The sequence below is a fragment of the Marinimicrobium hydrolyticum genome (assembly GCF_030848505.1).
In the GTDB taxonomy this organism is placed as follows: domain Bacteria; phylum Pseudomonadota; class Gammaproteobacteria; order Pseudomonadales; family Cellvibrionaceae; genus JAVDDU01.
The window spans coordinates 25,566-40,405 of record NZ_JAVDDU010000008.1 but is presented as its reverse complement, the minus strand read 5'-3'; the positions used below and the strand labels follow the sequence as shown (position 1 = coordinate 40,405).

The window sequence follows — 14,840 nt, the reverse complement described above, 5'->3', positions numbered from 1 at the left end:
CCTCTTTTGAGGCTTGCTGAACACTCACCCTGCACGCCCCCAGCATTCTCAGACTATGGCGTTCTTTTCTCAAACCCAAAAGAATGCCTTAGTTGCGGCAACGGAGGCGATTCCCAGGAGGCTTTTCGAAACTCTCACAAGAGGGAGCTTGCGGCCGGCGCCCCGGTGGGAGAGCCCCCATGAACGACTCACAGGGAAGTGAGGAGTGTCCCGAAGCGCCGGGAGCGCGTAGGGACGAGGTCTACGGCGTTTTCGAAAAGCCTCCTGGGAAGCGCCCGGGACTCCTCTTACGAAGTACTCGCTAGGAGAAAATTTTTTCGGTTCCTGATATTTAAAACTGGGGCGAGACCGTTGCTGCTTACTGATCAGAAATCGATAGTACACCCTTGCGGACGCGTCGCTGACATGGGCACTTCTTCTCCCGCCATTGCCGCTTCCAGGGCTTCAACCAAGTAATTTTCACCGTCGGGTGATCCCGTGTCGGTCAAGGCACCTGTGTACATCAGAACACCTTGTGGATTGATAACGTACATGTGCGGCGTTACCTGAGCACCAAAGGCGCGGCCCATCACACCGGCGGTATCGCGCAGTACGGGCGCGCTCGCTGCTAAGCCCATCTCCTCGGCTACTTCCAGAGTTTCATCCGCTTCCAGGTAATCGTCGCCATTGCGCCCCTCTGAAATGATGGTTAACCAGACCACGCCTTGCTCTTGGTAATGAGTTTGCAACTCAGGCAACAATCCCTCGCTATAGTACTCCTGAACCTCAGAGCATTCGGGATTAAACCACTCCAGCACAATCCAGTTGCCAATGTATTCGCTCAAGGTATGTGATTGACCGGCCGCGTCAGTAGCCCGAAATGCGGGTGCCGCTTCCCCTGGTGCTACCGCGTTGGCCGATACCATCGTGGGCGTTATTGTGGAAACCAATAGAGCGATAAGAGGAAGGTTTATAGCCGGCAAAAAGCGTTTCATTGCACATCTCCATTTGAACTCGGTTTTGGCGCCCAGCTTGAAAATGCGCGGCGCAACTGCGCCCAGCGAGTGTCGCCAGGGAAGATTTGGAGAACAGTCTAACAAATTGGCCGGGCACGAGAAACCGCATGGGTTTGATCCCTTGGTCAGGAGTGCCGGCGAATGTGCTTAATCAACAGTACGCCCGCAGCGGGAATGTGTGCTACCCCAAATGCCGATAAGAATACCCACAATTGATTCCATTCTCCCATGACGGGAAAATAACGCACGCTCACCGCCCATCCAAAACCAAGCCCCAAACCGATGAGAAAAAGTCGTGTAAACCAAAGTGCTGCCTTTCCTTCCGAATACTCGGGCAAACGATAATGCGCGTAAAAAGCAGCCGGAAGAGTCAATACCGCCAGTATCCAAGCCATACTTGCTCCTCTTTTTGTGGGCTTCAGTATGACAGAATCAAAACCGTTCGAGCAAAAAAAAGCCCGGCGATAAAGCCGGGCACAAAAATGCTCACTCATTGAAAACTTTTACGCAGGTTGAGCTTCACCTTCGCTCGCCAGCTCTTTGGAGAAATCCCGCGCCAGCCAGAGGTATACGGATGGCACCACAAACAGCGTGAATGCCGTGCCAATGGTCATACCGCTGGCAATGACCACACCCATAGCAAAGCGGGATGCCGCGCCAGCGCCAGTTGCGTATAACAGAGGCACCATCGCCAGCACAGTCGCCGCTGTGGTCATCAAAATGGGCCGCAAACGAATGGCCGTCGCCTCTTCAATGGCCTCTCGTTTAGAGCGCCCCTCCAACTGCAATTTGTTGGCAAATTCCACAATCAAAATACCGTGCTTGGCAATCAAACCAATCAGCGTCAGCAAGCCCACCTGTGTGTAGATATTTAAAGTGGTAATACCGAGACTGATAAAGATCAAGGCGCCACAAATACTCAAGGGTACCGTCACCAGAATGATGATGGAGTTACGGAAAGATTCAAACTGCGCCGCCAGCACCAAGAAGATCACCAGCAGTGCGAAGAAGAAGGTCGCCACCATCTGCTCACCTTCCGCTCTAAACTGGCGAGACTGCCCGGCATAATCCACCATAAATCCGTCGGGTAGCGTTTCCGCAGCAATGCTGTCCAGAATATCCAGTGCTTCACCCAACTGCACACCCGGTCGGGGAACGCCAGAAATGGTTACCGCATTCAGTTGCTGAAAACCGCTCAACCGTCTCGGTTGTACTGACTCTTCCAGACGAATAATGGAAGACATGGGTACCAGTTCGCCCTCGCGGTTGCGAGTGTAATAGTTGTTGAGCTGTTCCGGATTCAACCGCTCGCCACGCTCCACCTGCGGAATTACACGATAGGAACGGTTATCCAGAGAGAAGCGGCCTACAAATCCACCGCCGGTCATGCTGCCCAAGTCGGCGGCCGCCTGCTGCATGCTCACACCCATCAGTGCGGCTTTATCCCGGTCGATATGTACCGTTTGACGCGGGCGGTCAATCTTCAGGTTAGTATCCATAAAGATAAACCGTCCGCTTTCCATGGCGCGGCCAATCACGGTCGCGGCCACTTCTTGCAAGGCTTCGTAGGATTGAGTCGAACCAATCACGAATTCAACCGGTGTACCACCACCAGGGGAAGGCAAGGACGGCGGAACAATAGCGAAAATATTCAGCCCTGGGATTGAACTAAGAAATGGCTGAATATCGTTATCCAGAACTTCTTGAGTTGTGCGACTCCGGTCGCTCCAAGGCGCCAACACAATACCGGCACCAGCAGTGTTGGTGCCGTTGAAACCGTTAATAATGAACAGGTTTTCAATTTCAGGAACGTTGTCCAGCAGTTGGATGTACTGGGCGCTGTTGCGCTCGGTGTAGTCCAAGGTCGCGTAACTGTCCGCCTCACCGATGGTGAAGACAAAACCCTGATCTTCCGCCGGCTCCAGTTCGGTGGGGCTGGTGACAAACAAAAAGTAACAGGAGGCGAGAATAATCACCGCGAACGTCAGCATCACCGGTTGAGCGTTCAGGGCCCCGTGCAAGCGCTTCTGATAGCCCTCTCGCAAACGGTTAAAGCGGTCGTCCAACCAGGCTTCAAACTTAGGCCGCTCGTGCGCTTCTTTGCGTGATCGCAAAATACGGGAACACATCATGGGCGACAGCGTCAGCGCCACCACACCCGACAAAATGACGGTGGCCGCCAGGGTGAAAGCAAATTCCACAAACAAAATACCGGTCAGCCCGCCCATAAAACCCAACGGGATAAATACGGCGATCAACGTTGTGGACATGGCCACCACCGGCCAGGCGAGTTGCCGGGCACCTAGAATCGAGGCATCCATGCGAGACATGCCCTCTTCTATGTGGCGCTGAATGTTTTCCAACATGATGATGGCATCATCCACCACAATGCCGATGGCCAAAACCATGGCCAATAGAGTCAGCAAGTTGATGGAAAAACCCATCATCCATATCAGAAACAAAGTACCGATCAAAGACAGAGGTACAGCCACGGCGGGAATAATCACGCTGCGTATGGAGCCCAAGAATGCGTAGATCACCAGAATCACAATGATCAATGCCAAAACGATGGTGATCATCACCTCGTTAATGGCGTTTTCAATGTACTCGGTGGAGTCGTACGGCATGTCCGCTTCCAGGCCTTCCGGCAACTGAGGCAGAATGGAGTTATTCCAAACATCATGCACGTCCGCGATGACATCCAACGCATTGGCATCCGGCGCCACTTCAATGCCCATAAAGGTGGCCGATTTGCCATTGAAGCTGACAGAGCTCTCGTAATTCTCTGCGCCCAGCTCTACCTCAGCGACTTCCTGCAACCGCACCAAGGCGCCGTTTTCCCCGCGCACCACCAGTTGCTCAAACTCTTCCACGCTGCGTAAATCGGTACCGGCGTTCAAGTCGATCGCGACCATTTGGCCTTTGGTTCGCCCCAAGGCTGCCAACACATTATTGGCGCGCAGTGAAGCGGCCACATCCTGCCCGGTTACACCCAGGGAAGCCATACGCGCCGGGTCCAGCCAAATGCGCATAGCGAACGTGCGCCCACCCAAAATGCTAGCACTCTGTACGCCGGGAATGGTGGCCAACTGCGGCTCGATCACTCGTACCAGATAATCGGTGATCTGATTCGCATCCAGCACGTCACTGTAGAACGACAAGTACATGGCAGCGGTCTGCTGACCCACTGACAAAGTCACTACCGGGTCCAAAGCGTTTTCCGGCAAATCGGAACGCAGGGCATTTACCCGCGCGGCGATCTGAGTCAAAGCCTCGTTGGGATCGTAGTCTAGGCGCAGGTAAGCCTGAACATTGCTCACGCCAGCGGAAGAGTTGGACACGATGTAGTCAATGCCTTCAGCAGCCGCCACTTCCCGCTCCATGGGCGCGGTGATAAAGCCCTGAATCAAATCGGCATCGGCACCAATATAGGTAGTGGTAATGTTGACCACGGCATTCTGAACTTCGGGAAACTGGCGCACGTTCATGTCCATACCGGCACGTATGCCCAGCAGCAGAATAAACAGGCTCACCACCGAAGCCAAAACTGGCTTGCGGATAAATACATCAGTAAAGCGCATGGGTGATCTCCCTATTGATTCTCTGGCTGCGGATCCAGCTCAGCCGTGGGTGCGACGTCACCGTTGTCGCTGATGATAACCACCGACCCAGTGCGCAACTTCAACAGTCCGGAGGTGGCAATGCGGTCGCCCACTTCCAGGCCGTCCACCACGGTAATCAGGTCACCGCGACGTTCACCCGTCATGACAAAGCGCTGGTGTGAGCGCAGGGTTCCATCGTCATCCTCGCGAATGATAAAGACGGAGTTGCCATAGGGGTTGAACTGAATAGCCGTCTGAGGCACCAGCTTAACGGTATCCGGCTCACCGATATCCACCTGAGCTCGACCAAACATGCCGGGGCGCAGAAGCAAATCAGCGTTGGCAAAAGTCGCTTGCACCAGGAAGGTGCGAGTGGATTCCTGAATGGAGGGCTCTATGGCCGTGATCTCACCGGTAAAGGTGGTTTCTGGGTAAGCGTCTGCCCGAGCATTGACCTGCTGGCCCACATGCAGCAAAGGCAGGCGACGTTCCGGTAAAGTGAAATTCAAAAAGATGGGATCCAGAGACTGGACAGAAACCACCGGGCTGCCGGCACCTACGTACTGCCCCAAGTTAACTTGGCGAATGCCGGAGATACCATCGAAGGGAGCGCGAATAGTCTTTTGGCGAATGCGCGCTTCCTGAGTTTTTACTGCCGCGCTGGCCTGGGCGGCTTCGCTTTCGCGCCGCTGCAGTTCTGACTCGGAGATGTTGTTTTCCCGATAGAGCCGTTCATGGCGGTTCAGCTCAACCAGAGCCAGGCGTTCTACCGCTTGCAAACGCTCCAATTCCGCTTCATCGGCTTCAATATCCATGGATACCAGGCGTTGCCCTTGAGTGACCCGAGCGCCGTTTTCAAAGTGAATACCGGTAACGATGCCGTTCGCCTCGCTGGTTAGTTGAGCGCCGTTCACCGCCATAAACGTACCCACAGCCGTAGCCTCGGGCCGCCACTCGGCTTCTGTAACCTCGGTGGCCGTAATGGTTGCTGGCGCCACCGGCATGTCGTCAAAAAACTGGTTCATAAAGTAATTGCCGACGGCCTTGTATCCGAAGATACCGCCGAACAGTATTCCCACAGCAACCAGCATCAGGATCATGCGCTTGGCCATTGTCTTTCTCCCTAATAATAAAAATACAGAGCGCGAGCACGCAGAACATCAGCGACGGGCAGGGTCTAAACTGCGGCGAGGGGCAGTACTACCAGAAGTCGAACGTGTCGAATTAAATGTGGCGCCGAGTTTACCCCAGCATCTTTACAGCGTATAGAAAACTTACAACTTATTACATTTAATAGCGCATTTTGGCGTTCGGCGAGGTGCGGCGGGGAAAAGCGCGGCGGGCGCCCTGCCCCATGGGATGGGTTTCGTAGTCGGCAAATTCAACAACGGTTGGCAGCGCCAGCGGCGCTGGTAAAGCAGTAAGGCTCTTGCGGTACGCTCGAGACTTCCTTGACCGTTACCGACGCCAGCGGTGGTAGCGCTCCAGCCAACGCAACAAGCCCTCGGGCTTGTGGGCTTTTTTCCACTCCCCGGCGGTGAACTTGTTGGCTTCTGCCCAGGTGGGATAAGTGTGGATGGTGCCCAGGATTTTGTTGAGTCCCAGCCCGTGACGCATGGCCAGCACAAACTCCGCCAGCAGATCGCCGGCATGGGCGCCCACAATGGTCGCGCCCAGAATCTTGTCCTTGCCCGGCACGGTCAGCACTTTGACAAAACCGGTGGTGCTGCTTTCAGCAATAGCGCGGTCCAGGTCATTCAGGTCGTAGCGGGCCACTTCGTACTGGATGCCCTGCTCCTGGGCTTCCAGTTCATTGAGGCCCACCCGTGCCACTTCCGGATCAACAAAGGTGGTCCAGGGAATCACCGAGTAATCCACCTTGAAGCGTTTGAACTGCCCAAAGAGCGCATTCACCGACGCGTACCAGGCCATATGCGCCGCCGTGTGGGTGAATTGGTAGGGTCCGGCCACATCGCCGGCGGCGTAAATATTCGGGTAGAGGGTTTCCAGGTACTCGTTGGTTTCCACCGTCTTGTCGGTACGAACCCCCAGTTCTTCCAGCCCGTATCCGCTCAGCCGCGCCTGCCGCCCCACCGCTACCAGTAGCTCATCAAACACCAAACGCTTTTCTTCGCCGTCCTGTTCGACCACCAGGGATTTTTCCCCCTCATGCAGTTCACAGCACAGGGCCTTGTGGCCGGTCAAAACATTCACGCCATCGGCACTGAGTGATTCGGCTACCAGAGCAGACACTTCCGGCTCTTCGCGCGCCATGATGCGCCCGCCCATTTCCACCTGAGTCACCTGCGAGCCCAAGCGCGCAAAACTCTGCGCAAGCTCGCAGCCGATGGGGCCTCCTCCGAGCACCACCAACCGCTTGGGCGGTTCGTCCCGCTCGGCGAATTGTTCCCATAGGGTATCGCTGGTGACATAGCCGGTTTCGTCCAGCCCGGGTAGTGGTGGCACAAAGGGACTCGCACCGGCGGCAATCACGATGCTGCGGGTGATCAGACGCTGGGTGCCGCCGTCATTCAGCGCCACCTCCACGGTCCAGGGGTCGATGATCTTGGCGTAACCCTGCAGCACATCGACGCCCAGGCTGGTGTAGCGCTCCACGCTATCGTGGGGCTCCACTTTTTTAATCACTTGTTGGATGCGCTCCATCACCGAGCGAAAACTAAACTGCGGTTGGGCGGAGGCCAGACCGTACTGCTCGGCGTTTTGCATTTGGTGCGCCACCTTGGCGCTTTTGATCAGGGCCTTGCTGGGCATGCAGCCGTAGTTGAGGCAGTCGCCACCCATTTTATTGGCTTCCACCAGTGTGACTTTGGCTTTAACCGCCGCCGCAATATAAGCCGACACCAGGCCCCCGGCACCGGCGCCAATCACCACCATATTGCGATCAAAGTGGCGAGGCTTTTGCCATTGGCGGTAGACGCGGCCACGGCGCACCAGCCCCACAATCGCCTTGGCGATCCAGGGGAAAATACCAATAAGCACAAAGGAGCCGAGCAGTTGCAAAGAGAACACATCACCAACTCGCTCAATCTGTGCCAATTGGGTGCCGGCATTGACGTACACAAAGGTCCCGGCGAGCATGCCTACCTGGCTGACCCAGTAAAAGGTCCAGGTTTTTAACCGGGTCAAACCCATGGCCAGGTTGATCACAAAGAAGGGAAACAGCGGCACCAAGCGCAGAGTAAACAGGTAAAAGGCGCCGTCTTTGTCCACGCCACGGTTGACCGCCTTGAGGCGATCGCCAAAGCGGCCTTGCACAAAGTCACGCAATAAAAAACGGGAGACCAGAAACGCCAGGGTCGCGCCAATGGACGACGCAAAAGAGGCTAGCAAAAGACCCTGCCACAAGCCGAACAGTGCGCCGGCGGCGATGGTCATGACCGTGGCGCCGGGCAGACTCAGGCCGGTCACCGCCACATAAAACACAAAGAACAGCGCTGGCACCAATATCGGGTACGCCGCCAGCAACTCGGCAAACTGGCTCTGCCGGGCTCGGAATTCTTCCAGGGTGAGGTACTGCTGCAGATCGAAGCCAAAGTAGGCCGCAATCAGCGCGATAATCACGCCGACTACCAATAATCGTTTCATGTTTTTCCTTTAACTGAGCGCGCCGCCGCAACTGCTGCCCTGCCCGGCGGTACAGCCGTAACAATGGTCAGCAATATAAATTTCCCGCCCTTCCAAGTTCTGGCTCAGCAGGTCTTTTAGATGTTGGGCGTCAGAGCCGATCAGCGGCAATTGCAGCATCTGATTAAAATCGCAGTCGTGCAGGTTGCCCTGCCAATCGACGCTGACCATGGTACGACACATGACGTTGTCCAGGTTGGCGGGCACGTAGGCGTCTTTGAGCACCTGCATATAGTCGGCAAACTGTCCTTTGGAAATCAGCATGCTGCCAAAACGCTGGATGGGCATGTTGGCCAGAGTAAACAGCTGGCCGAATTCGATTCCGAAATGTTTTTTCAGCTCGCGTTTGTAGTCCGCTTCAAGCTGTTGTTGATTGGGCGGCAGGCTGGGGCCGAGAGGGTTGTACACCAGATTTAGGCTTAGGCCGCTGTCGGGTTTGCCGTAGCCCAGGGCATTGAGCTTCTGTAGGGCGGCAATGCTTTTGTCAAACACGCCTTTGCCCCGCTGCTTGTCCACATTGGCTGGGGAATAACAGGGCATGGAGGCGATGACTTCCACTTGCTGTTCAGCCAGAAATTCGGCCACAGTTTCGTAGCCCGGCTCTTCCAGAATGGTCAAGTTGCAGCGGTCAATCACATGCACGCCCTGCTTCCGGGCTTCGCGCACCAGGTCGCGAAAGCGCCAGTGCATTTCCGGCGCGCCACCGGTCAGGTCCAGCGTCTGAATGCCCTGGGCCTTGAGCACCTCCATAACCGTTGCCACGTTGTCGTCGGTCATCATCTCTTTACGGGTGGGCCCGGCGTTTACGTGGCAGTGCACACAGGTCTGGTTACACAGGTAACCCAGGTTGACCTGCAGGGTTTCCAGCCGGCTGCGATGGATCACCGGAAAGTCGGTCGCTTCCAGTAAAGGTAAGGTGGCATGCATAATTCGCTATCCTTTTACTCTTTATGAAGATCTCGGTTAAGCACCGCAATGAAATACTCGCGCCATCAAAGGTGTGGCTGATCGGTATAAGCTTACACCCTAAAGGGTATCCCTTGCTGCACAAGCCTTGCTGGCAGGTTATAGACATAGCCGGGCGACGTCAGCCAAGGAATAACCTCGAAACCGAGTTACCGCCTTCTCTTATCTCAGTTACCGCCCCGGTTGCCCTGGTGCTGCCGTGCATGCCGGGGATTGCCGAGCCAGTGGCGGCGTAGACCACCGCCAGCTGCCGGAACTCTCGATTCTTCTCTTGCGCCGATTCTTCTCTTGCGCGGCCTTATATTAGCGCTATACTGTACGCATGAACAGTGTAGCGGGCCCAGAGGCCACCAATCCCATGCTTCAAGCTCTGACGCGCCGCCGCTTGGTGTGGCGCGGCGGTGCCGGGTTGAATCAGGAAACCCGCTCCACCGGCCTACCCCAATTAGATGACAAGCTGGGCGGCGGGTTTCCCGCTCAGGGCGTCATCGATGTACGCAGCCCACGGGGAATTGGGGAACTGCGCCTGTTTATGGCCTCCCTGGCCGGCACCAAATCCCCCGAAACCAGACACCGCCTGTGTGTGTTTATCGCCCCGCCGCTGGAGCTGCACGCCGAAGGCTTGGCCGGGGCCGGCCTGGATCTGACTCGGGTGTTAATAGTACGCCCGAGCGTAGCGGCTGAAGCCCTATGGGCGGCAGAACAAAGCCTGAAAAGCGGCGCCTGTCACGCCGTGGTTCTGTGGCAGGATTCCATGACGCTTCACCAAGCCCGGCGCCTGCAACTGGCCGCCCAGGAGGGGCAAGCGCAACTGTTGCTGTTGCGCCACAGCGAGGCCACCGCCCTGCCCGCCAGCCTGTGCCTGCAATTGACCGCCCACGCCCGAGGGCTGGTGGTCGGTGTTCCCAAACGCCGGGGCGGTTGGCCCGTGGCCGACTTTATTCTGGACCTGCAAAGCCAATGGCCCGAACTCACCCTGGCGCCAGCGCCCCGACGCCCCTTGCCCCTTACCGGGGTGCAGGCGGTTTGAGTCATGGACCTGTGGTTGTACTTGCACTTTCCCGCCCTGCAGCTGGACAGCCTGCTGCAAGAGCAGGAGGCGCGCCCTCTGGCGGTGATCGACAGCCAGAGCAACGCCCTGGTGCAAATTAACGCCCAAGCCGCCGAACAGGGTGTGGAAATTGGCATGGGCCTGGCCACCGCAGCCACCCTGTGTCGGGATTTGCAATTGGTGCCTTATAAAGAGGCCCTGGAAACCGGCAAACTGCAGGAAATTGCCCGCTGGCTCTACGAGCTGAGCGCGGACATTGCGCTCTACCCGCCCTCCGGCCTGCTGCTGAAAGTCAGCCCCATGTTGAAGCTCTACCGGGGGCTAATGCCCTACTGGCAAAGCATTCAAACCTTGCTGGAGGCGCTTCCCTACCGCTACCACTACGCCACGGGTTACACGCCTGTTGCCGCCCGGCTTCTGGCCAGAGCCGGTGGTCGGCACATCAGTGACGACGCCCAAAAGCTGAAGCAACAGTACTCAGCCTGCACCATCGGGCAAACGGATTTGTCCGCCGTACAAATCGAAAAGCTCAACCGTCTGGGCATTACCCACGTGGCGGACCTGCTCAATATTCCCCTCAAAGAACTGTCCAGGCGTTTTACCTTGGATGTGGTTCAGTATGTGGGCCGGCTGAGCGGTGAACTGGGCATGTCTTTGGAATTTCATCACCCGCCGGAGGATTTTCAGCACTACCTGGAATTGCTCTACGAAATTGAAAACACCTCGGTGCTGCACCACCCACTGAAACGACAACTGGTTTTACTGGAAGATTTTCTGCGTCGGCGTGATCAACTCTGCACCCGAATTCAGTTACGTTTTCACCAACGCAACGGTCAGCCACTGGAAGTCACCGTCGGTTCCGCCCAGGGCGAATACCAGGCGGAAAAATGGTTGGAGCTCGCCCAACTGACGTTGGAAAAATGCCAACTGGCCGCACCGGTATACGCTCTGACGTTGCGTGTGAACAAATTCCAACACAAAGAAGCGCAAAGCACCGATCTGTTCGCCGGCCGCCAGGGCAAGTGCACGGATTATCAACTGGTATCACTGTTACAAGCGCGGCTGGGGCAGGATCGCGTAACGGGTTTAACCCGTCAGGACGATTTTCGCCCCGAGCGGGCCAGTAGTCACTGCCCTGCCCTAACGCCATCCAAAAATCCAAACAACACAGCGCCACTGTTGCGCCCCAACCTGCTGCTGCCGGAACCTCAAGTGTTGACCGAACCGGTGGCCATTATTCACGGCCCCGAACGCATTACCACCGGCTGGTGGGATCACTCCGCGCAGGTGCGGGATTACTACATCGCTCACAACAAGGCTGGCCAGTGGTATTGGCTGTTTCGTAAACCCGCGGTCAAGGGCGAAACGCCCCAGTGGTTTTTGCACGGCTATTTCAGTTGAGACGCGCCCATGAATTACGCTGAACTGTTTTGCCAAAGTAATTTTTCTTTTCTGGAGGGTGCCTCCCACCCGCAGGAGTTGGTGAGCCAGGCCAGCGTGCTGGGCTATGAGGCGCTGGCCATCACCGACGAGTGTTCCGTGGCCGGCGTGGTCAGAGCTTACACCACTATTAAGCAGGAGCAACTGCCCATAAAACTGATCGTCGGCAGTTTGTTTCGGTTGGATGATCAATTGGAAGTGGTGCTGCTGTGCCCCAACCGTCAGGCCTATGCCGAACTGTGCCGGGTGATCACCAATGCCCGCCGGCGCAGTGAAAAAGGCACCTACCAATTGGCGGAGTGGGACATTAATTCCCTGCGTCACTGTTTATTGATCTGGCTGCCCACCGGGCAACAAGACGCGGACGACTACTGGGCCAAGCGCTTAATTCAATACCACAAAACCCGCGTGTGGATGGGTTGCCGGCGCCTGCTGCGCAACAACGAGCACCGGCACCTGGCCTATTGTGAAAAGCTGAGCCAACAACACAGAATCCCCATTACCGCCTGCGGCGGCGTACTCATGCACTGCGCCGAGCGCCTTCCCCTGCAACAGGTTTTAACCGCCACACGTTTGGGCACCAGTGTCGCCCAGGCGGGCCGGCAGTTGCTCCCCAATGCGGAAAATAGCCTGCGTTCACTGAGCAAACTGCACAAACTGTTCAAACCGGAATGGCTAGCTGAAACACTAGGCATCGCCGATCAATGCCATTTTAATTTGGCTGAGCTGCGCTACGAATACCCGGCCGAACTGGTGCCCGAGGAGGAAACGCCCTTCAGCTATTTACGCCAACTGGTGGCTCAAGGCATTGAAAAGCGTTTTCCCGAAGGTATCAGCCCCACGGTGATGGCAACCATTGAAAAAGAACTAACGCTGATTGAAGAGCTGGGCTACGCGCACTTTTTTCTCACCATTCACGATCTGGTGCAATTCGCCCAGCGCAACAACATTTTGTATCAGGGCCGCGGTTCGGCGGCCAACTCGGTGGTGTGTTACTGCCTGGAAATTACCGCCGTGGACCCGCGTCATATCAATGTATTGTTTGAACGCTTCCTGTCCAAAGAGCGGGACGAACCGCCGGATATCGATGTGGACTTTGAGCATCAGCGCCGGGAAGAAGTGATTCAGTACATTTATGAAAAATACGGACGCGAGCGCGCGGCCATCGCCGCTACGGTCATTTGTTATCGCTTTAAGAGCGCCTTGCGGGATGTGGGCAAAGCTCTGGGTATTAATGAATCGCAACTGGATTTTTTTATTCGCAACATCAACCGCCGCGATCGGGATACCTCCTGGGAGTCGCAAATACAAGAACTGGGCTTTGATCCCCACTCCGCTACGGGCCTGCAGTTTATCAATCTCGTAAACGACATTCGGGGCTTCCCCCGTCACCTGTCCCAGCACGTGGGCGGTTTTGTGATTTCTTCCGGCCCCCTGTATGAACTGGTGCCGGTGGAAAACGCCAGCATGGCCGATCGCACCGTCATTCAGTGGGATAAAGACGACATTGAAAGCCTGGGCCTTTTGAAGGTGGATGTACTCGCCCTGGGCATGCTGACCGCCATACGCAAAAGCTTTGACTTACTGCGCAGCCACTACGGCAAGGAATACACCCTGGCCGGCGTCACCTCCGCCATGGATGATGTGGATGTGTACCGAATGATTCAGCGCGCCGACACGGTGGGTTTGTTTCAAATCGAATCGCGCGCGCAAATGTCCATGTTGCCGCGCTTAAAACCCGCCTGTTACTACGACCTGGTGATTCAAATTGCCATCGTCCGTCCCGGCCCCATTCAAGGCGGCATGGTGCACCCCTACCTAAAACGCCGCAACGGCGAGGAGGCGGTGGAGTATCCCTCGGAAGCCGTCAAAAGTGTGTTAAGCCGAACCTTGGGCGTGCCGATTTTTCAGGAACAAGTCATTCAGCTAGCCATGGTGGCGGCAGGTTTCAGTGGCGGCGAAGCCGACCAACTGCGCCGCGCCATGGCCGCCTGGAAAAAAACCGGAGAGCTGGGCAAGTTTCGCCACAAGCTGATTCACGGCATGGAAACCCGAGGCTACAGCACCGAGTACGCGCAACGGATTTACGATCAAATTTGTGGCTTTGGCGAATACGGTTTTCCCGAATCACACTCCGCCAGCTTCGCCTTGCTGGCCTACGCCTCGGCTTGGTTAAAGTGCCACTATCCGGTTGTCTATTACACGGCGCTGCTCAACAGCCTGCCCATGGGTTTCTACTCGCCATCGCAATTGATTCAGGACGCGCGCCGGCATCAGGTGGAAGTAAGGCCCGTGTGCATCAACCACTCGCACTGGGATCATACCCTGGAGCCGGAACACAACGGCTTCGCGCTGCGCATGGGCTTTCGATTGGTAAAAGGTTTATCCGCCGAAGGCGCAGACAAATTGCTGGCCGCGCGGCCGAATAGGTCGGGCCAACAATTTTGCCAAGCCAGTGATGTCAAACGCCTCGGCTTAAGAAAAAGTGACCTTGAAGCCCTGGCCAGCGCCGATGCGTTTCACACCCTGGGCGAGGATCGATACCACACCCGCTGGCAACTGATGGACAGCGAAGCTGAGTTGCCGCTATTCGCCCAAGCGAGCTTGGATTTTGTAGCGGAAGGCCCCGCGCCGTTTATCAAATCCCCCAGCGAAGCCAACAACCTGGTGGAGGACTACGCCTCAGTGGGTCTCACCCTCAACCGCCACCCCATAGAGCTGCTGGAAGAAACCGGCGCCCTGGGCCGTTACACCCACGCGGCCGAGTTAAAAAACCTGCGGCATAAATCCCTGGTGGCCGTCGCGGGCGTGGTCACTGGTCGACAAAGCCCCGGCACGGCGGCGGGCGTAACCTTTATCACTCTGGAAGATCACACCGGCAACAGCAACATCGTCGTCTGGCTGGCCACAGCCCGCGCCCAGCAACGCTCCTACCTGCGAGCCACAATCCTGAAAGTACACGGCATACTGGAGCGCGAAGGCGATGTTATCCACATAATCGCCGGCCGCCTGACCGACCTGAGCCCGGAGCTGAATGACCTAGTGGCCCGGTCGCGGGATTTTCAATAACGCGATCATTGCATCCGCCGCCCTGGCAGGTAAAATTCCCCAAGACGGCGTGCCAACAGGCGCGGGCTCTAA

The 14,840-nt window shown here is 56.5% G+C and carries 9 protein-coding genes; 3 read left to right on the top strand and 6 right to left on the bottom strand.

Translation table 11 applies throughout. The features are described 5' to 3' along the window. Positions 1-365: 365 nt before the first annotated feature. The 6 genes from RBH33_RS13730 to arsS all read right to left on the bottom strand — a co-directional run bounded on the left by RBH33_RS13730 (position 366) and on the right by arsS (position 9,169). Positions 366-974 (bottom strand): redoxin domain-containing protein, encoded by a 609-nt coding sequence (locus RBH33_RS13730; protein ID WP_306732780.1) that lies wholly within the window; start codon positions 972-974, stop codon positions 366-368. 146 nt (positions 975-1,120) lie between these two features. After that, on the bottom strand, positions 1,121-1,489 hold the full coding sequence (locus tag RBH33_RS13725) for a hypothetical protein (protein WP_306732779.1): 369 nt from the start codon (positions 1,487-1,489) through the stop codon (positions 1,121-1,123). Between the two features lie 9 nt (positions 1,490-1,498). Next, on the bottom strand, positions 1,499-4,576 hold the full coding sequence (locus RBH33_RS13720) for an efflux RND transporter permease subunit (protein ID WP_306732778.1): 3,078 nt from the start codon (positions 4,574-4,576) through the stop codon (positions 1,499-1,501). Between the two features lie 11 nt (positions 4,577-4,587). Beyond that, positions 4,588-5,709: an efflux RND transporter periplasmic adaptor subunit gene (locus RBH33_RS13715; RefSeq protein WP_306732777.1), complete on the bottom strand. Its 1,122-nt coding sequence runs from the start codon at positions 5,707-5,709 to the stop codon at positions 4,588-4,590. Positions 5,710-6,055: 346 nt separating this feature from the next. Next, positions 6,056-8,203, bottom strand: coding sequence for an FAD-dependent oxidoreductase (locus RBH33_RS13710; protein ID WP_306732776.1), 2,148 nt, complete (start codon positions 8,201-8,203; stop codon positions 6,056-6,058). Positions 8,204-8,212: 9 nt separating this feature from the next. Beyond that, positions 8,213-9,169: an arsenosugar biosynthesis radical SAM (seleno)protein ArsS gene (arsS, locus tag RBH33_RS13705; RefSeq protein ID WP_306732775.1), complete on the bottom strand. Its 957-nt coding sequence runs from the start codon at positions 9,167-9,169 to the stop codon at positions 8,213-8,215. A 361-nt stretch (positions 9,170-9,530) separates the two neighbouring features. On the opposite strand from arsS, the gene imuA reads away from it, so the two are divergent. Genes imuA through RBH33_RS13690 form a run of 3 tightly spaced genes read left to right on the top strand, consistent with a single transcriptional unit; the run spans position 9,531 to position 14,768 of the window. Further along, positions 9,531-10,238 carry a translesion DNA synthesis-associated protein ImuA gene (imuA, locus tag RBH33_RS13700; RefSeq protein WP_306732774.1) on the top strand — a complete coding sequence of 236 codons (708 nt, stop codon included), beginning with the start codon at positions 9,531-9,533 and terminating at the stop codon, positions 10,236-10,238. Positions 10,239-10,241: 3 nt separating this feature from the next. Beyond that, entirely contained in the window at positions 10,242-11,660 is a 1,419-nt protein-coding gene (locus RBH33_RS13695; protein ID WP_306732773.1) for a Y-family DNA polymerase, read from the top strand. A gap of 9 nt (positions 11,661-11,669) precedes the next feature. Further along, positions 11,670-14,768 (top strand): error-prone DNA polymerase, encoded by a 3,099-nt coding sequence (locus tag RBH33_RS13690; RefSeq protein WP_306732772.1) that lies wholly within the window; start codon positions 11,670-11,672, stop codon positions 14,766-14,768. The last annotated feature ends 72 nt before the right edge of the window (positions 14,769-14,840 follow it).

Coding starts and splice junctions, on each gene's coding strand:
- arsS (WP_306732775.1), bottom strand. CDS start 9,169: ATGCATGCCACCTTACCTTTACTGGAAGCGACCGACTTTCCGGTGATC.
- RBH33_RS13710 (WP_306732776.1), bottom strand. CDS start 8,203: ATGAAACGATTATTGGTAGTCGGCGTGATTATCGCGCTGATTGCGGCC.
- RBH33_RS13725 (WP_306732779.1), bottom strand. CDS start 1,489: ATGAGTGAGCATTTTTGTGCCCGGCTTTATCGCCGGGCTTTTTTTTGC.
- imuA (WP_306732774.1), top strand. CDS start 9,531: ATGAACAGTGTAGCGGGCCCAGAGGCCACCAATCCCATGCTTCAAGCT.
- RBH33_RS13690 (WP_306732772.1), top strand. CDS start 11,670: ATGAATTACGCTGAACTGTTTTGCCAAAGTAATTTTTCTTTTCTGGAG.
- RBH33_RS13720 (WP_306732778.1), bottom strand. CDS start 4,576: ATGCGCTTTACTGATGTATTTATCCGCAAGCCAGTTTTGGCTTCGGTG.
- RBH33_RS13695 (WP_306732773.1), top strand. CDS start 10,242: ATGGACCTGTGGTTGTACTTGCACTTTCCCGCCCTGCAGCTGGACAGC.
- RBH33_RS13730 (WP_306732780.1), bottom strand. CDS start 974: ATGAAACGCTTTTTGCCGGCTATAAACCTTCCTCTTATCGCTCTATTG.
- RBH33_RS13715 (WP_306732777.1), bottom strand. CDS start 5,709: ATGGCCAAGCGCATGATCCTGATGCTGGTTGCTGTGGGAATACTGTTC.